At 63.9% G+C, this 19,993-nt stretch carries 16 protein-coding genes; 12 read left to right on the top strand and 4 right to left on the bottom strand.

What is annotated here, in order from left to right; genetic code table 11:
- Positions 1 to 9 precede the first annotated feature (9 nt).
- The 8 genes from O0879_RS24990 to O0879_RS24955 all read left to right on the top strand — a co-directional run bounded on the left by O0879_RS24990 (position 10) and on the right by O0879_RS24955 (position 9,552).
- A complete protein-coding gene (locus tag O0879_RS24990; protein ID WP_289912310.1) occupies positions 10 to 1,128 on the top strand; it encodes a DUF3108 domain-containing protein in 1,119 nt (372 codons plus the stop codon).
- A complete protein-coding gene (locus O0879_RS24985) occupies positions 1,129 to 1,893 on the top strand; it encodes a DUF3108 domain-containing protein (protein WP_099665640.1) in 765 nt (254 codons plus the stop codon).
- Positions 1,894 to 2,117: 224 nt separating this feature from the next.
- The gene (locus O0879_RS24980; RefSeq protein WP_092608970.1) at positions 2,118 to 3,488 is read left to right on the top strand and encodes a hypothetical protein; all 1,371 of its coding nucleotides are present in this window, start codon (positions 2,118 to 2,120) and stop codon (positions 3,486 to 3,488) included.
- Positions 3,481 to 4,227: a hypothetical protein gene (locus O0879_RS24975; protein ID WP_289919335.1), complete on the top strand. Its 747-nt coding sequence runs from the start codon at positions 3,481 to 3,483 to the stop codon at positions 4,225 to 4,227. The genes O0879_RS24980 and O0879_RS24975 overlap by 8 nt, the downstream gene beginning before the upstream one ends.
- Before the next feature lie 8 nt (positions 4,228 to 4,235).
- A complete protein-coding gene (locus O0879_RS24970; RefSeq protein ID WP_289919334.1) occupies positions 4,236 to 7,067 on the top strand; it encodes an ATP-binding protein in 2,832 nt (943 codons plus the stop codon).
- Positions 7,067 to 8,071: a DUF4424 family protein gene (locus tag O0879_RS24965; protein ID WP_289919333.1), complete on the top strand. Its 1,005-nt coding sequence runs from the start codon at positions 7,067 to 7,069 to the stop codon at positions 8,069 to 8,071. The genes O0879_RS24970 and O0879_RS24965 overlap by 1 nt, the downstream gene beginning before the upstream one ends.
- Positions 8,072 to 8,075: 4 nt before the next feature.
- Positions 8,076 to 8,654, top strand: coding sequence for a nucleotidyltransferase family protein (locus O0879_RS24960; protein WP_289919332.1), 579 nt, complete (start codon positions 8,076 to 8,078; stop codon positions 8,652 to 8,654).
- A gap of 88 nt (positions 8,655 to 8,742) precedes the next feature.
- On the top strand, positions 8,743 to 9,552 hold the full coding sequence (locus tag O0879_RS24955) for a hypothetical protein (RefSeq protein ID WP_289919331.1): 810 nt from the start codon (positions 8,743 to 8,745) through the stop codon (positions 9,550 to 9,552).
- A 9-nt stretch (positions 9,553 to 9,561) separates the two neighbouring features.
- Here O0879_RS24955 and O0879_RS24950 read toward each other — a convergent pair whose 3' ends face one another.
- Positions 9,562 to 10,080, bottom strand: a complete 519-nt coding sequence (locus O0879_RS24950) for a hypothetical protein (RefSeq protein ID WP_251349301.1) — start codon at positions 10,078 to 10,080, stop codon at positions 9,562 to 9,564.
- 223 nt (positions 10,081 to 10,303) lie between these two features.
- On the opposite strand from O0879_RS24950, the gene O0879_RS24945 reads away from it, so the two are divergent.
- Together O0879_RS24945 and O0879_RS24940 are read left to right on the top strand one after the other, a co-directional pair.
- Positions 10,304 to 10,456, top strand: a complete 153-nt coding sequence (locus tag O0879_RS24945; RefSeq protein WP_168208500.1) for a hypothetical protein — start codon at positions 10,304 to 10,306, stop codon at positions 10,454 to 10,456.
- A gap of 24 nt (positions 10,457 to 10,480) precedes the next feature.
- Positions 10,481 to 10,720: a hypothetical protein gene (locus O0879_RS24940; protein ID WP_099378551.1), complete on the top strand. Its 240-nt coding sequence runs from the start codon at positions 10,481 to 10,483 to the stop codon at positions 10,718 to 10,720.
- A 72-nt stretch (positions 10,721 to 10,792) separates the two neighbouring features.
- Here O0879_RS24940 and O0879_RS24935 read toward each other — a convergent pair whose 3' ends face one another.
- Entirely contained in the window at positions 10,793 to 15,220 is a 4,428-nt protein-coding gene (locus O0879_RS24935; RefSeq protein ID WP_289919329.1) for a translocation/assembly module TamB domain-containing protein, read from the bottom strand.
- Positions 15,220 to 17,133: an autotransporter assembly complex family protein gene (locus O0879_RS24930; RefSeq protein ID WP_289919328.1), complete on the bottom strand. Its 1,914-nt coding sequence runs from the start codon at positions 17,131 to 17,133 to the stop codon at positions 15,220 to 15,222. Before O0879_RS24930 ends, O0879_RS24935 begins: the two co-directional genes overlap by 1 nt.
- Before the next feature lie 221 nt (positions 17,134 to 17,354).
- On the opposite strand from O0879_RS24930, the gene queC reads away from it, so the two are divergent.
- Entirely contained in the window at positions 17,355 to 18,080 is a 726-nt protein-coding gene (queC, locus tag O0879_RS24925; RefSeq protein WP_289912302.1) for a 7-cyano-7-deazaguanine synthase QueC, read from the top strand.
- Between the two features lie 78 nt (positions 18,081 to 18,158).
- Positions 18,159 to 19,064 (top strand): sterol desaturase family protein, encoded by a 906-nt coding sequence (locus tag O0879_RS24920; RefSeq protein ID WP_289919325.1) that lies wholly within the window; start codon positions 18,159 to 18,161, stop codon positions 19,062 to 19,064.
- Here the strand turns inward: O0879_RS24920 and O0879_RS24915 are convergent.
- Positions 19,048 to 19,767: an AraC family transcriptional regulator gene (locus O0879_RS24915; RefSeq protein ID WP_289919324.1), complete on the bottom strand. Its 720-nt coding sequence runs from the start codon at positions 19,765 to 19,767 to the stop codon at positions 19,048 to 19,050. The genes O0879_RS24920 and O0879_RS24915 overlap by 17 nt on opposite strands.
- Between the last annotated feature and the right edge of the window lie 226 nt (positions 19,768 to 19,993).

Genomic DNA, 19,993 nt, shown 5'->3' with positions numbered 1-19,993 from the left:
CTACGGCCTATGATGCCTGACTCCTTCTTTTCGCCACCGCGCCGCCGCACCGTCATCTTTGTCGCGGTCATCGGCGTACTGCATTACGTGGCGTTGGAATGGCTCACCTCGCGCGCCAGCATGGTGCCGCTGGGACAGAATCATGCGCAGATGGTCAGCATGGCCTTGATCGCCGAGCCGCCCAAACCCCTGCCGGTGGTGCCGCTGCCGCCGCCCGAACTGCGGCCAGTGCCCAAGCCCAGGCCGCCGCCACCACCGCCGCCGACGGAGCTGGCGTCGAGCGAAACGCCGCAGTTGACGGCGCCCGTCAGCGACGTGCCGGAAGGCCCGGCCACGAGCGAGCCGGCCGCCGTGGCGGCTCCGGCCATCACGGCGCCGGCGCCCGCCGTGGCCGCCGCGCCCGCGCCGGCCAGCGAACCGCCGCCACCGCCCGTCGAGCAGGCACGCCACTACAAGACGAACGCGCCCGCTTCGGCCCAGTTCGACCTGCACGTGGACCGGCGCGATGCGGACGGCACCAAGTGGCAGGGCGTGGCCGCGATGGCGTGGGAAAACCGGGGCGACACGTATCAGCTGAAACTGGAAGTGGGCTTGAGCATGCTGATCACGCGCATCAACCTGCTGGTGCTGACGAGCGAGGGCCAGATCGATGGCAGCGGCATCGTGCCCGTCACGGCCACGGAGAAACGCAAGGGCCGCGCGCAAACGGCCACGCATTTCAACCGCGACGCCAAGGCCATCACGTTTTCGGCAACGACGGCCACGGCGCCATGGCAGGAAGGGGCGCAGGACAAGGCCACCGTGCCGTTCCAGCTGGCCGCCATCGGCCGTGCCGACGTCAACCAGCTGGTGGGCAATATCGACATTCTCGTCGGCGAGGAAAAGGAAGCGACCGTGTTCCGCTTCCACCTGGTGGGCGAGGAAGAACTGGACACGAAAATGGGCCGCCTGGTGACGTGGCACCTGCGCCGGCCGCCGAAGCCCGGCACGTATTCGTCGCAGCTCGATGTCTGGCTGGCGCCGTCCATGCAATGGTATCCAGTACAAATACGCAATACCGAAGCGAACGGGGCGCTGACCACGCAAACCGTGACCAAGATCTCCGTAAATGAATCAACAGGAAAATAAATGACTACTTTGACTACCTTGAAACGCGTCCTGGCTGCCAGCCTGCTGGCGGCCACCCTGACGCCCGCCATGGCGGCGGACGAGCCCGTGGACCATCCCGTCATCAAGCGCCCGTACAAGCTGGCGCCGTCGGCCGACCTCGTCTATTCGATCAAGGCGAAGCAGCGCGGCATTGCGCTGTCCGGCGAATCGGTCAGCAACTGGCGCGCCGGCGACGGCAAGTACTCGCTGCTGGCCGAAACCAAGGCTGCCCTGTTCGGCAAGATCCTGGAACAGCGCAGCGAAGGCACGGTCGACGATTACGGCCTGGCGCCGGCGCAGTTCGTGGAAAAACGTTTCCGCAAGGAAGCTGCCACGACCACCTTCAAGCGAGACAGCAAGAGCATCGTCTTCAGCGAAGGCGATGAAACGTATCCGCTGAAAGGCGGCGAGCAGGACCGCAACAGCACCGTCTGGCAACTGGTCAGCGTGGCGCGCGCCACCCCGGAAAAATTCACGCCCGGCTCGGAATGGAGCTTCTTCGTTGCCGGCCGCCATGACGCCGAACCGTGGACCTTCAAGGTCGTCAAGCAGGAGACGGTCGCCACCGGCCAGGGTCTGGTGGAAGCCGTGCACCTGGTCAAGGCGCCGCCGCCGGACAAGAAGGGCCAGCAAGTGGACCTGTGGCTGGCGCCGTCGCTGGAATGGTATCCCGTGAAGGTGACGTTCGCCGATGAAGACGGTGATTACGTCGAGCAAACCTTGCAAAAGATCGTCAGGAAGTAAGTGTTCACTAATGGCTTGGGGCCAGGCATGCCGTGTTTGGCCCCCCATTTCATCGTCCTGGCCCGACACGGCGCACCGGCCGTGTTGCGCCATGTCCGCACCGCCCCCTCCCATGCGCTAAATTGCATGTCAGAACTGATATACTGACGCCCCCGCCCCGCAGCGCCGCGTTAGCCCGCAGCGCCGCCCGCTGAACACTCATCCGGAAAAGAATGATTGATATAATGGCAAGTGCAGCCGTGGCTACGGATGCAAATCAGACAGAGCAAGAGCATCACGATTCCTTGCAGGCGCATTTCCAGCCCAATATTTCGGCCGATGAAATTGAGCAAGTTTTTCACTTGAAGCGGGCGCAGCCCCTGCTGCAAGTGTTTACGGCCCTGTTCCACGGCGGTTTCGATGGCGTGCTGGTGCGTCTGCTGGTGTTGCGCGAGCTCGCGTCCGATGCGGCCACGTCCGCCTATACGCGCGCCGATATCAATACGAAACTCGCGTATCTGTTGCCGGAAAGTTTGGAAACGGTCTTGCTGCGCCTGCGCTCGAACCAGTTGCTGGCCTGGGATGCGCAGCAGGGCGTGTACCGCGTGACCCCGATGGCGCGCAATGTGCTGTCCGCCATCGACAGCTTGCTGGGCCTGGGGCAGACGGAAGATGAAGCGGAAATGGGTTTCCTGCTGTCGCAGGTGGCGGGCGCGCAAGCCGTCGGTGGCGTGTCGGTCGAGCAACTGCAGCATTTGCTGGGCCGCCTGGTGGACTTGACGGAAGAATTCTCCGACGCGATTGCCTCCGGTTCCGAATTCCGCCTGCGCACGGCGCAAGCGAAGTGGAACATGGCTTGCGACTGGGTCGAGAAGGGTTCCGAGATCCTCGTGGCCATCACCTCCGATGAAAACGCGGACAGCGCCACGCACAAGGCGGCGCAGGCGATCGGCCGCGCGCAAAGTAAATTGCTGAACATGCAAGGCATGTTTTCGCGCGCCCTGAACCAGATCGAGCGCCAGCGGGTCCACCTGGGCCAGTCGGGCTTGTCGACCACGGACATCAAGCGCTGGCTCTTGCTGCATGACGACCTGGCCAGCCTGGCCGAGGGCGCCATCGACCAGCCTGTCGTGCCCCTGTTCTCCACGCCGGCCGAGATGATCGACGTGGCCGAAACGGAACTGCTGTCCGAACGGGCGGCGGGTGTCATCAACACGGGCCTGCCCAGCGGCGAGGACGCGCCCACCACCATCAGCGACGGTCCCGCCATGCAACTCGAACTCGATGACTTGCTCGAACGCCTGTCGAACTTCGCCAGCCTGGGCAATTTCCCCAGCATCGGCGAAGAGGGGCCGAAATCGGTGCCCGTGCAGGATTCCCTGTTGCCGGCCAGCTTTGCCGTGGCTTCGTACCGCGCCTCCATGCTGCCGCTGCTGGGCGACGTCTCCGAAGCGAGCTTGCAGGGATCCACGGCCGAACTGGCCCGTTTGCCGATTACCTTTACACCGACCGACGAGATGGTCCAACTGACCGACCCCCACGTGGCGGCCATGTCGATCGCCTCGCTTTCACTGAATGTTTCACTTGATTTAGATAGCGGCACCGCCGATGAATGACGATTCCCAAATCCTGATTGCGCGCCTGCTCACGCATCAAACCCTGCGCCGCGACGATAAGCTCGTCAAGCGCGTGCTGTCCGACGAGCTGTTCCGCGCCGAGATCGATGCGCGCCTGCTGGCCTGCGGCTTGAAATTGCTCGACAACGTGTACGCCGACCACGTCACCCTGGCCCTGACGCGCACCATCGAACCGAAGATCTTCGGCGCGCGCGACGTGTGGCAAAACAACAACTTCGGCCTGGCGCGCGATGGCGTGGCCTTGCTGGTGGTGCTGTGGGCGCAGATCATCCTGCCCAAGCGTGAACGCCAGGAAACGCACCAGCACGCGGACGACGACCAGAACGACATGTTTGGCACGGAAAAACCGCTGCCGCGCGCGGAAGATGCGTCGATCGGCATTTCCTACAAGGCGCTGCTGTCGGACTTCGGCGACAAGCTGGGCAAGAAGACGCGCATGGACATGAATCTGGGCACGCTGGCCAAGCTGGGCTTCATCGAGCGGCGCGGCGATTTCATCCTGGAAGGTCCGCTGCTGGACCTGATGATGGACACGGACGTCTTGAAAGAGCGCATCATCAACGGCGCCCTGGCCGACGTGTTCAAGCGGGCGCCGGCGCGCCTGGTGGCCGTCAGCGGCGATACATTGCCCGACGCCGACCTGACGGACGACCTGTCCGCCGACATCGGCGACCTGCCCGACGACGGCGATGAGCCCGCGTCCGACCTCCTTCACTGAAAGCGCCCATGTTTCATATCAAATCACTTGAACTGGTGCACTGGGATTACTGGCAGCGCATCAAGAATATTCCGCTCGACGCGAAGATCATCACCATCGCGGGGCAGAACGGCTCGGGCAAGACCACCTTGCTCGACGCCTTGCGCACCCTGTTCGGCCTCGATTGCTCGATGGGCCGCACGTATAAACACTATGCGCGCCACTCGGGCCAGCAGACGGCCTGGCTGCGCGCCGTGGTCGACAACAAAAACGTGGGCAAGCAGCTGTCGAACCGCCCGTTCCGCAGTTCCGGCTTCTTCAGCGACGATGAAGTGACCCTGTTTTGCCAGATCCAGAAGAACGGCGGCGACTGGAAGCGCCAGTATCTGATGCGTCCAGGCAATGTGCAGATCGAAGACATCACGGACGCCAACGACTGGCTCGGCGTGGAAAACTACCGCAAGCGCCTGGCCAATGCGGGCCTGTCGCCCGCCATGTCGAAAGTGCTGGCGCTGGAGCAGGGCGAGACGGACAAATTGTGCGAATACGCGCCGCGCCAGCTGCTCGACCTCGTGTTCCAGGTGTTTGGCGACAAGGAGGTGCTGGACGCCTACGACGAAGCCAAGCGCCACCAGCGCGACACGGAAGTGGAACTGAAGCGTTTCGAGACGGAACTGGAAGCGTCGAAGACCAACCTGGAAGGCTTGCGCCTGCGCGTGGCCAACTATCACCAGTGGGAAGGGCTGCATAAGGAGCGCCGCAACCTGCTGGAAGAAGTGCTGCCCAGCCTGCAGTACCACGAGGCGCGCGAAAAAGCGGCCGCGGCCAGCCGGCAATTGCGCGATGCGCGCAAACCGATGGCGCAGGCGGACCAGCAGCTGACCGATAAACGCAATGCGCTGGCATCGCAGGCGAAGGCCCTGTCCGACGCGCAAATGAACGAAACCTTGCTGGAACAGGAATCGATCGGCTTGCAGAGTCGTTTGTCCTTGATCAATAGCAAGCTCAAACCGCTGGACAGCCTGCTGGAGCAGAAAGACCGTTTGCACAAGCTGGCGGCGGACTCGGGCAGCGACATCGCCGAAGTGGCGGCCCAGCTGGAACAGAAGGAAGCGCAATTGCTGCAGCAGCGCCAGCAGCGCGACGCCTTGGCGGCGCGCATCGCGGGCGAACAGGCAACTATTGCCGCGCTGCAAGGCAAGACGGCCATGCCGGAGCCGGACAACGTGCGCGGCATGCGCCGCGCGCTGCGCGATGCCGGGATCAGTCACGCGATGCTGTCCGATATCGTCGAAGTGACGGACAGCCGCTGGCAGGGCGCCGTCGAAGGCGTGCTGGGCGGCTACGCTTCGGTGGTGCTGCTGGACAAGGCCAAGGATGCGGCTGCCGCTTACCGTTTGGCCGAGAAGGAACGCTATCGCCACTTCATCGTGCCCGACCTGGTCACGGCGCCGGTGGCGAAAGACGAGAGCTTGCTGGCGGTGGTGAAATTTTCTGCGCCCGTGCCCAGCTGGCTGATCGAGCAGCTGTCGCGCATTGCACGCGTCGATTCCGTCGAAGCAGGCTTTAAACTGGGCAACCATGAGGAATGGATCACGCCCGAGGCGTATCACCGCGAACGCCGCGGCGGGCGCTCGCTGTTCGTGGAAGCGTCGCGCTACCGCTTCGGCCAGGCTGGCCGCAGCGGCCGCCTGGAAGCGCTGCTGCGCTCCCTGCCCGGCCTGGAAGGACAGGAAGACACCCTGACCCTGGCGATTTCGAAGCTGGCGGCCGAAGTGGGCGCCTTGAAAGCGCGCATCGCCGGCGTCGACGCGGCCAAGGAACTCAGTGCCCGCCAGGAAGAGTTCGCCGAAGCGCTGCGCAACTCGAAGCCGCTGAAGGAAGAGCGCCTGGAAGTGGGCGGCCGCCTGGGCGAGCTGCAAAACCTGACGAAGAACGCCACCGTGGCGCGCACGCGTGCCGATACCGTGTGGCAAAACGCGCGCCTGGCCCTGTCCGAGGCGGAAGCGGGCTCGCGCCTCGGTTACAAGAAGCAGATTGAACAGCGCGCCGAGCATGCGCGCGCCTTGCTGGCCCTGCGCCATGCGTGGCGCCACTTGCCGAAAAGCTGGCGCCGTCCCGCACGCCGCGCGGCCCTCGTGGCCGAGCACCAGAATGCGCACCAGGTCGACTTGCGTGTGGCCAGCCTGCAAAACAGCCTGGCGCGCGACGACTGGGAACTGGACGCCACCGTCATCGACCAGCACCACCGCCTGTCGGACCAGTTGCATGGCCGCCAGTCGGAAACGGACGAGCGCCGCTACCAGAACAACCGCGCCATCGAAGCGACGGGCAATGCACGCGGCGCCTACATGGAACGCTTGCGCTACACCATCAAGACCTACAGCAAGAATATCAAGGAGCTGGGCGAGCTGGCCGGCATCGAAGTGCATGCCGACCCCGTGCGCCTGGAAAACGACGACGTGCAGCTGTCGCAGGCGGGCTTGCACGTGCGCTTCAAGTTCGACGGCAAGGGCGTCATCGGCATGAACGATGGCGAAGCGTCGGGCGGCCAGCAAGTGATGAAATCGCTGGTGCTCTTGATCGGCTTGCTGAAATCGGAAGACGGTTCCGGCGGCTTCGTCTTCATCGACGAACCGTTTGCCCACCTCGATATCCGCAACATTCAATTGGTGGGCGAATTCCTGAAGAACACGGAAGCGCAATACCTGATGACGACGCCGTTGACGCACAACACGGATGTCTACGATCCATCGGAACTGACTTTGATCACGAGCAAGAAGAAAAAGGATACCCAATGGGCGCAACCGATTTTCGTGCTGCAGCGCCGGGTCGATCCCGTCTCGGGCAAGGTGGCGTGATGCTGGTGCGCACCTTGCTGGCATCTGCCGCGCTGGCGCTGGCGTGTTCGGCGCCCGCCATGGCCAACGACGGCATCGGCTCCGTGAGCGCGGGCGGCATCCTGTTCGGCAAGACGGATGCCGTGGCCATGAAAAAGGAAGTGCTCAGCGTGAGCGCGGAATTGATCAAGGTCGAATACGAGTTCCTCAATGAGTCGAAAACGGATGTGGAAGAGACGATCTTCTTCCCGCTGCCCGAATACTCTTCCGGCTACCACGGCTCGCCCACGTATTATGGCCAGCCGCAACAGTTTACCGTCGACGTGGACGGCAAGCGCAAGGAGTATAAAACCACCTTCGTCGCCAAGCTCGACGCAGAGGACGTGACGGCCCGCTTGCGCCAGCTGGGCTTGTCCGATGCGCAAATTGCGTATTTCCCCTCGCACACGCCGTTCGACAAGAAAGTGGCGCCGCTGACGGCCGCGCAAAGCAAGATCATGATCCGCGAAGGCTTGCTGGCCCAGCTGTACGACGAGGAATGGGTACCGGCCTGGACCGTGAAAGTCATCTACCTGTGGCAGCAGAAATTCCCTGCCGGCAAAGTCGTGCGCGTGCGGCATCAATATGCGCCGTTCGTTGCGGCTGGTCCCGGCGCGTCCTACCTGGGCGATGGCAATACATTTGAAAAGAAATACTGCGGCGACAAGGCCTTCTACAAGACGTGGAACCGCCTGGCGGCCCAGCAGGGCGAAAGCGGCTTCGTCAATGCCGTGTGGGTGTCGTACATTTTGACCACCGGCAATACCTGGAAGAATGGCATCGAAGACTTTACCTTGAACTTGATCAAGGGAAAGTCGGACGAGCTGGTCAGCCTGTGCTTCCCCGGTACGTTTACCAAAATCAACCCCACCACCTTGCAAGTCAAGCTGCGCAACTTCCATCCGAAGCAAGACCTGGACGTGTACTTCGGCAATGTCGAAGGCACGGTTAGCCACGACGGCGTGGCGCCGCAGATCCGGCCCTAGCTGCATGAGCAGGCAGGAAGCACTGGCGGCGCGCCTGCGCGCCATCGCCGGCGCCACGCCGTGGTGCATGCAAGCCTTGCACGCCGTGGCGCAGCTGGGCTTGCCCCATTGCTGCATCGGCGCCGGCGCCGTGCGCAACCTCGTGTGGGATGCCTTGCATGGTTACGCGCAAGCGTCTGCCTTGAGCGATATCGACGTGGCGTATTTCGATGCGCACAATTTGCAACCCCGGCGTGAGGTGGAACTGCGCCAGCGCCTGGAAACTGTGCTGCCCGGCGTGCCGTGGGAGGTTTGCAACCAGGCGCGGGTGCACCTGTGGTTCGAAGACGCGTTCGGCTACGCCGTGCCGCCCCTGCTGTCGCTCGACGACGCCATCGCCACCTGGCCCGAGTTTGCCACCTCGGTCGGCATCTCGCTGCAGCCTGACGGCGGGATCGGCATCATCGCGCCGCATGGCCTCGACGACCTGTTCGATATGGTGGTGCGGCGCAACCCGGCGCGCATCAGCCTGGACGGCTATGTGCAGCGCCTGGCCAGCAAGGATTATGCGGCGCGCTGGCCGCGCGTCACCATCATCGCCTAGATAAAACGTGGTGTAAAACACAATTAAATGCACTGTGGATACAGATTGCCTATAATTGCCAATCTTCCAATAGTGTTTTCCTGATCCCATGTCCCTGTCGATTTCCATGCCGTTGCGCCGCCTCGGCCGCCTGTTCTGCCTTTCCTCCGTCCTCGTGGCGCCCGCCGCCTGGGCCGACAGCTATACCGATTTCCAGCAAGCCAGTGCCCGCCTGGAAGCGCTGATGGCCAAGGCCACGCTGCAAAGCGGCTTGCCGCGCCTGGGCGACCCTGAAGTGGCAGCGTTGATTGCCCGGATTACCGATGCTCCGGGCCTGTTCCGGGCGCCCGTCGCGGCGTTGCAGGACATCAACCCGAGCGTGGCCCTGTGCGAGCGGGCAACCAACATTGGCAAGGCGTATTACACGTTTGGCAGCGAGCGGCCGCTGCCGCTGTCCGGCGCCGAGTTGCAGCAGGCGCGCAATGACCAGGTAACGGAGAACCTGGCCAATTATGGCGATGAAATGAGTACTTTTTTTGCCTTTGGCATGCATTGCCATGCGCACTTGATTGGCTTGATGGAGCAGGAATTCAGTAGCCAGCCGCTGCAGGTAGTGAGCGGTACGGAGCGCATGCGGGCGCGCGCCTTCAGCAAGGGCTCGACCACCCTGTATGTCGGCGTGGTGCAGTTCGTGCAAGTGCCGTTCTGGACCGTGGCGCAAAAGAAGCGCATGCTGGAAGCGGCCGCGCAGTACGCAACGCCGAACGTCGCGCTGATGGCGCCGCCGTTGCGCGAGCGTTTGCTGGCCAGCCTGGCTGATGCGGACAAGGACCTCGATCCCGCCCTGGCTCCGGCGCTGGCGACGATACGCCAGGCACTGTCGGTGACGACTTGCGAAGGCCTGTGCCAGTACTACTGACGGGATGACTTATTCGGGCGCCTGCAGCGGTTGGTTGCGCTGGCGCCAGCGCACCAGGCCCCACGCATACACGGCGTAGTAGCCGATAACGAGGCCGTAGGCGGCCATCGTCAGCGCGCTCTGGCCGAACGGTGGCGGCGGCACGGGCACGTCGAGGCGCGAGTTCAGGTAGATTTCCATGCCACGGTACAGCAGGCGGGCGATGAACAGCATCGTGATGGCCAGGCCCAGGTAGCGGTGCTGGGTAAAGAAAAAGTCCTTGCCGACCTGTTCGAAGCGCGTCAGCTTCAAGCCCAGCACCCCCAGCCAGCCGCCGGCCAGCGCGGCCGCGCCCAGGCTGGACAGGGGCAGGACGTCGAACTTCGTCGTCGTCGCCAGGAACAGCAGCAGCGCGGGGAAGGCGATTGCCACCGTCCAGTGCCGCCACAGCTGCGACTTCTGGCGCGCCACCAGTTTCTTCAGGCGCGAATAAATGCGCCAGACCAGCAGCGGGACCAGTAACAGCAGGGCGAGGGTGGTGGTTTCCATGTATGCAATCGGGTACGGGTAAAACAGCGATTGTAAGCCAGATGGGGACGGGCGGCGATGCTTGTCAAACGGTAAAAGTTGCATGTTGACATTTACATGGCATGCAAGCACTATGCCTTGTCACGCCGTGCCGCCGGCCGCGGACGTCAAGCCGGCAGGCAAACATGGACAGGCGGCGGGCATCTCGTGGTATGGTCTTCTTTTGTTCGCCGGGAGGCCAGCCATGTCCGTCATCCATGCCCACCGCGCGCCCGACCCGGCGCCCGTCGATGAACCCATGCCGGCGCCGGAGCCGCAAGAAGCGCCCGGGCACCATCCGGGGCCCGTGCACCCGGTGCCGCAGGACGATCCCGTGCCGCACCCGCATCCCAGTTAATCTCGTCAAGAAAGGCTGTTTTAGATGGCAATTGTCAAGGAAGTCTACACACGCAAAGTCAGCGGAGAATCGTTCGACTATGAACTCGATTACACCCAGGGCACGGACGTGGCCTGGATTGCGCGCGTGTATCACGACGGCGTGCTGAAAGGCTCGCCCCATGGCGCGCTGACGGCCAACGTGCTGTCCGGCCCTGCGCTGGAACAATACCTGCGCGCGTACGTCGAAGGCATGATCGAGCGGGGCCTCGACGTGGCTGAGTAAGTTTGCCTTTGCGGCAGATCAAAGAAAAGGGCGCCGAGGCGCCCTTTGCTGTTTCTGCATTTCAACGTCTGATTAGTCGAACGCCCACGTGTACAACACGTCCAGGGCATTGTTCGTGCCGGTCTGGAATTGCAGGGTGATGCGGCGGTTCAGCTTGTAACGCAGCTTGACCAGGCTCGTCGCCGTGCTCGTGCCTTGTTCGAACGTCAGGTAGGCGCGCGAGGACAGGCGCTTGCCGACGGTGACGACCGTGCTTTCCAGCCCTTGCGCCTGCGACAGGCCCACTTCGTCGAGTCCCAGCGAATTGGCCAGCTTGCCCTGCAAGCCGCCGCCGGAGCCGCCGAAGAGGGCGCCTGCGGCCGTCGTCAGCAAGGCCATTTCATCGCCGGCCGCCGTTTCCGCGCCGTGGCCCAGGATCAGCCAGGCCAGCTTGTCGCTGTCCGACACGCTCGGGGTGGACACCAGCTTGGCCGTCGGCGCCTGGGCCGTGCCGCGCACTTCCACGCCCGCTTCCACATTCGTTTCCGACAAGGCTTCGCCTTCGGGACGCTTGCGCACGGCCAGGATGTTCAGCGACGGGTTGTCGTAGGCGCCCGTGAAGGCGATCAAGCCCCGTTCGATCGACAGCTTTTGTCCATAGGCGGCGTATTGACCTGTGACAACCTTGATGCTGCCCGTCACGCGCGGCGCGGCGCGGTTGATGACCCTGGCGCGCACATTGCCCGCCAGGTCCGCATCGATGCCCATGCCGCGCAGGTGGAAGGCATTGCCCAGGTCAAACTCGAGGTCGATATTCAATGGCAAGGATGGTGCTTCCTTGCTGCCCTTGACTTCCTTGCCCAGCACCACCACGTCGCTGCTTTGCGTGGGTGTATCTTGCGGCGCCAGTTCGATCAGCGCGCGGTTGGCCTTGAACTTGCCCTCGAAGCTGAAGCGCTTGTCGTTGCGCACCAGGGTGCTGTTGCCCGACAGGATCAAGGTGCGGTCGGGGCGCGACAGCGCTTGCAGGCGATCGGCCATCAATTTCAGTTCCAGGCTCGCTTCGCCATTCGCAAAGCGTACCCAGCCGTCTGCCTGTACCTTGCCATCGCCGCCGTCAAAGCTCAGGCGCTGCAATTGCAATTGATCGCCGGCCAGCTTGGCTTGCAGCACGCCATTGCGCAATTTCAAGCCCTGGTCGGCCCAGTTCACCAGCAGCTTGCTGCCGTTGATGTCGCCATTCAATTGCGGCGCGCCGATGGTGCCACTACCGGACAGCGCCACTTTCAAGGCGCCGCCCAGTTCCAGGCCCGGCTGGCCCGTCAGCGGCGCCAGCCAGGCCAGCGAATCGATGCTGGTCGTGCCCGTCAGGGAGAGGGCGCTGTCGTTGCTGATGCGCCCGCCCAGCATTTGCACGGTGGCATTGATATCGCTCTGCCCCGCGCGCGCGCCATCGAGTTTCACGGCCAGGCGTAGCTGCTGGTTGGCAACATCCACGCGGGCGTCGAGGGTGCGCAAACCCAGCGCCAGCGGCTGCTCCACGCCTACCGTCACGTCGCCTTTTTCGCGGTAGATGTGCAACATGCCCGCCAGGGAGGGATCTTTCTGCTGCGCCGTCGGCACCTGCATGTCGAGCGACCATTGCGCGCCCAAGGTCAGGTCGCTGCGCGCATTGGCTTGCAGCGAGGGAATCACTTGCGCCAGATACGTCAGCGCCACGCCGGCCGCCTGGCCGGAACTGGTCCAGCGGGGGCCGTTCTTGATCAGGCTTTGCATGGTGATGCTGCCTGCTGGCAATTTGATGGCGGTGTTGCCCACGCTGATCTGTTCCGGCTGGCCCAGGCCCGCCACGCCGCTGCCGGCGGGGCCCGCCACTTTCACGGGCACGGGCGCTTGCAGCACGAGCGCATAGCGGCCCTTGTTTTGCAGGCCGTCGATCGTGCCCGTCCAGCTGGCGCCGCTCTGGCTGCCGCGGATTTGCACGGTGGCGTCGAAATCGTCGTTGCGCGCCGCCAGGCTCACGGTATGGCTGCCGCGCGTGCCCGTCGTGGCCAGGCGGGCGCTGCCCAGCTTGAAGGTGGGCGTGCTGTAGCCCGTGATGTCCAGGCTGCTGACCATGGGGTCGAGCGCGCCCTGGCCGGCGCCCACGCTGGCGCTGCCCTTGATGGATTTCAATTGCTGGTCGCCAAAGAAGGTCAGATCGCGGCCATCGAGCGTCAGCTGCGCGGCCGGCGCGTCCATCTTGCCGCTGACGGAACCGGACGCTTGCAGCACGCCGGCAAAGCGGGGCCCCAGGGTCGACAGTTGCGGCGCATCAAGTTTCCACGTCAGCTTGTCCGTGGCGCCGCCCAGCGCGCCCTTGGCCAGCAGGCTGTTCGGCCCCAGGCGCAGTTCCGTATCCACGCTGTCGATCCGTTTCGCATTGGCCGACAGCTTGGCATAGCCGGCCAGCGGGGCATTTTGCAAGGTCGATTCGCGCAGGGCCAGGTTGAGGGCCACTTGCCAGTCGCCGCTCAGGCGGCCGCTGCCGTTGAAATCCGCGTTGACGTTGCCGTTGGGCAGTGCAGCACCAAACGCGGCCGGGTTGATCTTTTGCAAGGAACCCGTCACTTTCAGTTCCGCTGCCTGCTTCGGCCCCGTCAAGCCCACGTCGCCGCTGGCATGGATGGCGCTGTCCGGCGCGGGACGCTTGCCGCTGGTCAAGCCAAGCCCTTTCGCATCGGCAACAAACGTCGTGCGCGGCTGCTGCATGGTGCCTTGCACCACGCCGCTGGCCAGCACGCTGCCCAGCAAGTCGGACTGCAGGGCGGACAGTTGCCGCGCATCGACATTCCAGTTGAGTTTTTCGCCGGCGCCGCCAAAGTTGCCCTTGGCCGTCACGTTGTTCTTGCCCAGCGCCAATTGCACGTCGATGCCGCTGAAATGGGCCGCATCGGCCGTCAGCTTGCCCTTGCCGGACAGGGGCTGGTCGAGCAGCTTGCTGGGGCGCACGGTGAAGTCCGCATTCGCCAGCCATTGCGGCGCCACGTGGCCGTTGGCGCGCACGTCGAGGTTCAGGTCGGCCACGGGGAAGGCGCCGAAGTCGGCGGGATTGAGACGGCTGGTGCTGGCCACGGCCTTGAACGGTTGCTCATCCTTCAGGCTGATCTGGCCTGTCGCGTTGACGCTGCTTTTGCCCGCTTGCAAGGTCGCCTTGCGCAATTGCACGAGGGAATCGGCCAAAGTGGCTTCCACGTCCAGGCGCAGCTTGGCTTCGCCCAGCTTGGCGCGCAGGGTTTGCGTCTTGCCGTCGCTGTCGAGCACGATATCGCCGACGATCTTGGTGCTGTTGATGCTGCTGTAAATGTGCTGCAAGTCGATCTTGTCTGTGTGCAAGGTCAGCTGCGCATTGCCGATGGGTGCATCGGCCGCGTCGCGGTTCAGCTTGCCGCTGCCCGTGAACTTGCCCGCGTTGCCGAAATCGATGAGGGCCGACTCCAGGGTGGTGGCCGTCAGGGTGCCGCCTAATCTCGCCTCGAACTGGCGCAGCGGCAGCTTTTGCTGGTCGATGGGGCCCGGTGTCGCGTGGTTGAGGATGGCCAGCTTGCCCGACACGGTTTGCGCGCTTGGGCGCGTATCGATGGCGGCGTCGAGTTCCAGGCTCAGGTCCGCCTGCGGCAAGGTCGCGTCAAACTTGCCCGGATTGATGTTGCGGCCTTTGATGCTGGCCGAGCGCAGGATGATGACGGGGTCGAACGGCGCCAGCGCCAATTGGGCGTCGGCCGTGGCCGCGCCCGCGCTGCCCTTGGCCGTGACGTTCAGCACATTCAGGTCGCCGCCCAGTTGCAGGGCCAGGGCGGCCGGTTTTTCGCCGGCGGCGGGGTTGATCTGCGTCAAGCCGGCTTTGCCTGACAGCTTGAACGGTTGTGTGGCGGCAATCGTTGCGCTGGCCGTGGCCTGGCCGAACGGCGTGAGCGCCGAGGCGTCTTCCAGCTGCCATTGGGTCTTGTCGCCCGACAAGGTGAAATGGATCTTTTCAAATACCGTGTTGCCGCCCGGACTCACCAGGGTCACCTTGTCCAGGCGCGCGTCGGCAATGCCGATCTTGAACGGCGAAGCCAGGCTGGCGGGCATCGTCGACGGTTCCTCGGAGGGCGCCGTGCTTTCCACGGACAGGCTGGCCACGTGCAGTTCGCTGATCGCGATGCCTTCCGAGAAGAACTGGAACGGCGACCAGTTGATGTCGATATTCTCGGCCGTAATGTGCTGCGTCTTGCTGCGGTAGCTGACGTGGCCCAGGTGCATGCGGTTGTACAGCGAGCCGGACACGCCCGACACGGCGATTTCGCCGCCGCTGGCGCTGGCCACTTTTTGCACCAGCATCTGCAGGGTCGATTCGCGGCCCAGGTACCAGAAGGCGCCGCCCAGCAGCACGGCCAGGCTGGCGACGGCGATCGCCACATAGCGGGGCCAGCGGCGGGCCTTTTTCGCCGACGGTGGCGGCGCGGCGCCGTTGGGGGACTCGGTAGTAATATCGGACATCAGAAAGTGAATCCCAGAGAGAAGTGCAAACGGTAAGCATGGACGGCGTGACCATACGCCACGTCGACATTGATGGGGCCGACGGGGCTCTTGTAGCGCCCGCCCAGGCCGTAGCCCGATTTCGGCGTCATGGCCGCCTTCACGGTGTCGGCCGCGTTGCCGGCATCATAGAAGGCGGCAATGGCCCACTTCGGCTTGAACCAGTACTGGTATTCGGCGCTGCCGGTGAGCATGTAGCGCCCGCCGATGGTGGCGTCGCCTTCCTTGACGCCCAGTTCCTGGTAGCCATAGCCGCGCACGGACTGGTCACCGCCCGCGCGGAACAGGTAGACGGCCGGCACGCCGCGTTTTTCCTTCGAGCCCAGCGCGCCCATTTCGCCGCGCACGATCAGCTCGCCTTTTTCACCGAGCGGACGGTAATACACGGCCTTGCCGGCCACGCGCACGAAGCGCTCGTCCGTCAGCACGGGCAGCAGGGCGCCGCCCACCTGGGCGTTGATGACATAGCCCTTGGTGGGGAACAGCAGGCTGTCGAGGCTGCGCTTGGTGATGGCATAGGTCAGCGGCAAGCTCTTGCTGCGCGTCTGTTCCAGGCCGACCACCGTCTTGTCCTCGCTGAGGAACTCGAACGTCAGGCTGCGCTCGAGGTTGGTGCCGCCCCAGTTGCGCTTGGCTGAGATGGTCGTGACGGCCGTGATTTCGTTGGAAATGTCGCTGCGCTCGAACGAGGCGCCCGCGCTGTCGTTGTAGCCGCGCTCGGTCGTCGGAAAGTAAAAATTGGCGTGCGCCGCCTGTTTCTTCGTTTCCATGGTGATCGCGCTCTTGAAGCGCGTGCCCCACACGTTCAGGTTGTCATAGTTGAGCTGGGCACGATTGCCCGTGTTCGTACTGAAACCGAGACCGGCGCTGACGTTCTGCTGCTTGTTTTCCGTCACGCGCACCACCAGCGGCAGCAGCGGCGCGGGGCCGCGGTTGACGGGCTTGGCTTCGGCGGCGGCGCTGGCACCTTCGGCCTCGGCTTGCTGGCTTTCCTGGCCGGCCTCGATCTGCTCGCTGAGGATGCTGCTCATGTCGGCGCTCACTTCCACGCTGGCAAAGTAGCCCGTGTCCTGCAGGCGCGCCTGCAACGATTGCAGCGCCGATTCGCTGTAGTACTCGCCCGGACGTATCTTGTCGAGGTTGCGGATGATGCTGGGATCGTAGCGTTTCAAGCCTTCGATGCGCAGCTCGCCGAAGCGCAGCTCGGGACCGCTGTCGAGCACCACCAGCAGCGAGACCTTGTGCGTTTCCGGGTCAACCACGGCTTGCGTGTCGACCAGCTGGGCGCGCGGGTAGCGCGTCTGCACCACTTCGCGCAGCAGGGCGCGCTTGGCCGATTCCCAGTCGGCCTGGCGAAACACGCTGCCCGTCTTCAGCGACCAGCTGCGCTTCAGGGCTTCCGTATCGTAGGGCTCGCTTGCGGCCAGCGGCGGCGTGGGATCGAAGCCGCGCAATTCCAGTTCGACCTTGTCGATGGTGACCGCCTGGCCCGGATCGACGTCGACGATGACGACGGGCTTGGCGCCCGACGTATCGACGCGCACCGTGACGACGGGCGTATAGTAGCCGGCCGTGGCGATAAGGTTCCTGGCTTGCTCCGGCGTATCACGGACGAGGCGCTGCAATTGCTCGCGGTCCATGCGCGGGTTGCCGCGGAAGCGTTCCAGGTCCAGGTTTTTTTCAAGCAACTCATCGAGGTCGCCCGGTGCATTGACCTTGACCTCGTACTGCAGCGGGGCGGGCGCCGCTTCCGTGGCGGCGCTGTCGGCGGGCGCATCTTGCGCGCTCTGTTGCGCCACCTCCTGCGCGGCGGCCTGGGCGATGGGGAACAGCAAGATGACACTGCCGGCGGCCGCCAGTGTCAGTTGACCCATTGCTTTTGTCACTACTTGTGCCAAAATTCGTGGTCGTATCGCCTTGCCGGCAGCCGTATGCCGTATGGGTCGTGCAGAAAACATGGTGCTCCAGATGAGTAAATGCTGACTGCATGTTACCGGAATAGGTAAACTGATGGCGGACGAATAAGTATTTTTTGCATGGGGAATCTCGTTTCCCCGCGCACTATTGGACAGAATAAAACTCAAAGAAAGAAATTATGCTAGCAACGGACTCCGCACTGGTGCTCTTTAGCGGTGGACAAGATTCCACCACCTGCCTGGCCTGGGCCTTGAAACACTATAGCCGCGTGGAAACTATCGGCTTTGACTATGGACAGCGCCATGCGATCGAACTGACCGTGCGTCCCGGCGTGCTGGAACAGATGCGCCGGCAATCGCCCGAGTGGGACAGCCGCCTGGGCCAGGATCACATGATCGACCTGTCCCTGATTTCCGCCATTTCCGATACGGCCATGACGCAGAACGTCGAAATCGTCATGCAGGAAAACGGCTTGCCGAACACATTTGTTCCTGGGCGCAACTTGCTGTTCATGACGGTGGCCGCCACCGTGGCCTACCGCCGCGGCTTGACGGTGCTGGTCGGCGGCATGTGCGAGACGGATTTTTCCGGCTATCCGGATTGCCGCGACGACACGATGAAGGCCCTGCAAGTGGCCCTGAACCTGGGCATGGATACGCGCCTGAAGCTGGAAACGCCGCTGATGTGGCTGGACAAGGCGCAAAGCTGGGACCTGGCGGAAGACCTGGGCGGCCAGCCGCTGGTCGACCTGATCCGCAGCGGCACGCATACGTGCTACCTGGGCGAGCGGGGAGAATTGCACGACTGGGGCTATGGCTGCGGCACCTGCCCCGCCTGCGCCCTGCGCGCGAATGGTTACCAGCAGTACGCGGCGCGCAAGGCTGCGAAACTGGCCGCCAAATAAGCAGTTTGCGCCGTTTCTTCAAGCGGCGGGGCGGGGGACAAGGCCATGCTGTGGTTTTTGCCACAGGAGCGTCTTGCCATGAAATCCCTCTTTGCCGCGCTGTACGGCCCCGTGTTCTGGGCCGGCTTCATCGGCGCCGCCACCGTGCTGGTGGCGCTGTGCCAACTCCCCCTCCGGGTCTTGCCGCCCTTGCTGCTGCTGGCCCTGCTCACATCCTTCCTGGCTGAGCGTTACCTGCCGTATGACGGCGCGTGGAACCACGAGCATGGCGACGGCTGGCGCGACATTGCGCACGCGCTCGTCAATGAAGCGCTGTACCTGCTGGGCCTGGCCATCTTCCCCCTGCTGGCCGGGCACCTGGCGCTGGGGCCGTTCTGGCCCGGCCAGTTGCCGTTCTGGGCGCAGCTGCTGCTGGCCATCCTCATCGCCGACTGCGGTATCACGCTCGTGCATTACCTGAGCCACCGCTATTATTTTCTATGGAAACTACATGCCGTGCACCACAGCGTGACGCGCCTGTACGGTTTCAACGGCTGGATGAAACACCCGCTGCACCTGCTGCTGGAAGCGGCGGGCGGCATGCTGCCCTTGTTGCTGTTGGGCATCCCGGAGAAGGTCATGGCCGTGCTGGCGTTTGCCGTGGCGATCCAGCTGCTGCTGCAGCACGCGAATGTCGACATGCGCATGGGGCCATTGCGCCACGTGTTTGCCTGGGCGCCATTGCACCGTTTTCACCACATGAAATACGGCACGGCGGGCGACGTGAATTTCGGCCTGTTCTTTACCTGCTGGGACCGCTTGCTGGACACGCGTTTCGACGCGCCCGGCTACCGCATGCGGGGCGAGGACCTGGGCATCGGCAGCCGTCCCGATTACCCGGCCGCGTACGGGGCGCAGCTGCTGGAACCGTTTCGCGCGGAAGAGGGCGTGCGCGCGCCCGCATTGCCGGCGGACTTGCGTAAAGCCATCAATCGAGCAGCTTGACGTTGAGCTGGCGCAAGCTGCGGTCGGCGCGCACGCCGAACAGGCTGCGCATGGTGCGCGAAAAATGCGCGGCATCGGCAAAGCCGGCGCCGTGGGCCGCTTCCGTCAGGGTGCTGCCGAGCACAATGAAACGGATGGCCAGGCGCAGGCGACGCCACAGCACCAGCCGCCGCACGGGCAAGCCCAGCTGGGCGCTGAACAGGCGTTCCAGCTGGCTCAGCGACAAATGCGCCGCCTCGGCCACGGCGGCGGCGCTGACCTTGCCTGACAACAACGCGTCGAGCTTCTCCAGCGCGCGCCGCAAGCGGGGATCGGGCAAGTGTTCGCGCGGCTGCGCCTGCAGCGCGGCGGCCAGACTGTCCAGGCTGGGCATGCCTGCGCTGCCGGCCGCTGCCAGCAGGGCCGGGCCGCCCAGGCGCTGCGGCTCCGCATAGATGGTCAGCATGGGCGCCGGGGCGGCCAGGATGGCGTGCGGACGCAGGCTATCGACCAGCAAGTGCCGCGCCGTGTGGACGATGCCGTCGAGCTCGGCCGTGAAAGGCGCCCCGGTGCTCAGCATCAACTGGTGCGCATAATGGGCGTGGCTGGCAGTGGCGCCCGCCGCGCCATGCAAGATGGCGAAGTCCGGCGCCAGCCAGAGTGTTCCCTGCCAGCTATCCTGTTGCAAACGCGACTCCCAGGTGATGGATTGCGGGGCGATCATATCAGCGAGTGGTGGATTGTTTTCACGGCATCGAATTTTCCTGGAGCACACATCATTGCATTGGCGCAATATGTGATTTTTTTAATACAATATTCAGCATTGCAAGGCCGCCCGCTGTAACGTACTATCATTCTCATCGACTACCGATGGTAGTCCTGCAGCCCGCCGCCAGCCACGTCGCTGGCCGTGAAGCGGTTTGATATCCGTTCTGCTTGTCATCCTGTCA

It is taken from the genome of Janthinobacterium sp. SUN120 (assembly GCF_030397735.1).
Taxonomy (GTDB): Bacteria; Pseudomonadota; Gammaproteobacteria; order Burkholderiales; family Burkholderiaceae_D; genus Janthinobacterium; species Janthinobacterium kumbetense.
Note: the sequence above shows the minus strand (reverse complement) of the source record. Positions and strands in the feature narration are given on the sequence as shown.

Coding starts and splice junctions, on each gene's coding strand:
- O0879_RS24990 (WP_289912310.1), top strand. CDS start 10: ATGATGCCTGACTCCTTCTTTTCGCCACCGCGCCGCCGCACCGTCATC.
- O0879_RS24985 (WP_099665640.1), top strand. CDS start 1,129: ATGACTACTTTGACTACCTTGAAACGCGTCCTGGCTGCCAGCCTGCTG.
- O0879_RS24980 (WP_092608970.1), top strand. CDS start 2,118: ATGGCAAGTGCAGCCGTGGCTACGGATGCAAATCAGACAGAGCAAGAG.
- O0879_RS24975 (WP_289919335.1), top strand. CDS start 3,481: ATGAATGACGATTCCCAAATCCTGATTGCGCGCCTGCTCACGCATCAA.
- O0879_RS24970 (WP_289919334.1), top strand. CDS start 4,236: ATGTTTCATATCAAATCACTTGAACTGGTGCACTGGGATTACTGGCAG.
- O0879_RS24965 (WP_289919333.1), top strand. CDS start 7,067: ATGCTGGTGCGCACCTTGCTGGCATCTGCCGCGCTGGCGCTGGCGTGT.
- O0879_RS24960 (WP_289919332.1), top strand. CDS start 8,076: ATGAGCAGGCAGGAAGCACTGGCGGCGCGCCTGCGCGCCATCGCCGGC.
- O0879_RS24955 (WP_289919331.1), top strand. CDS start 8,743: ATGTCCCTGTCGATTTCCATGCCGTTGCGCCGCCTCGGCCGCCTGTTC.
- O0879_RS24950 (WP_251349301.1), bottom strand. CDS start 10,080: ATGGAAACCACCACCCTCGCCCTGCTGTTACTGGTCCCGCTGCTGGTC.
- O0879_RS24945 (WP_168208500.1), top strand. CDS start 10,304: ATGTCCGTCATCCATGCCCACCGCGCGCCCGACCCGGCGCCCGTCGAT.
- O0879_RS24940 (WP_099378551.1), top strand. CDS start 10,481: ATGGCAATTGTCAAGGAAGTCTACACACGCAAAGTCAGCGGAGAATCG.
- O0879_RS24935 (WP_289919329.1), bottom strand. CDS start 15,220: ATGTCCGATATTACTACCGAGTCCCCCAACGGCGCCGCGCCGCCACCG.
- O0879_RS24930 (WP_289919328.1), bottom strand. CDS start 17,133: ATGGGTCAACTGACACTGGCGGCCGCCGGCAGTGTCATCTTGCTGTTC.
- queC (WP_289912302.1), top strand. CDS start 17,355: ATGCTAGCAACGGACTCCGCACTGGTGCTCTTTAGCGGTGGACAAGAT.
- O0879_RS24920 (WP_289919325.1), top strand. CDS start 18,159: ATGAAATCCCTCTTTGCCGCGCTGTACGGCCCCGTGTTCTGGGCCGGC.
- O0879_RS24915 (WP_289919324.1), bottom strand. CDS start 19,767: ATGATCGCCCCGCAATCCATCACCTGGGAGTCGCGTTTGCAACAGGAT.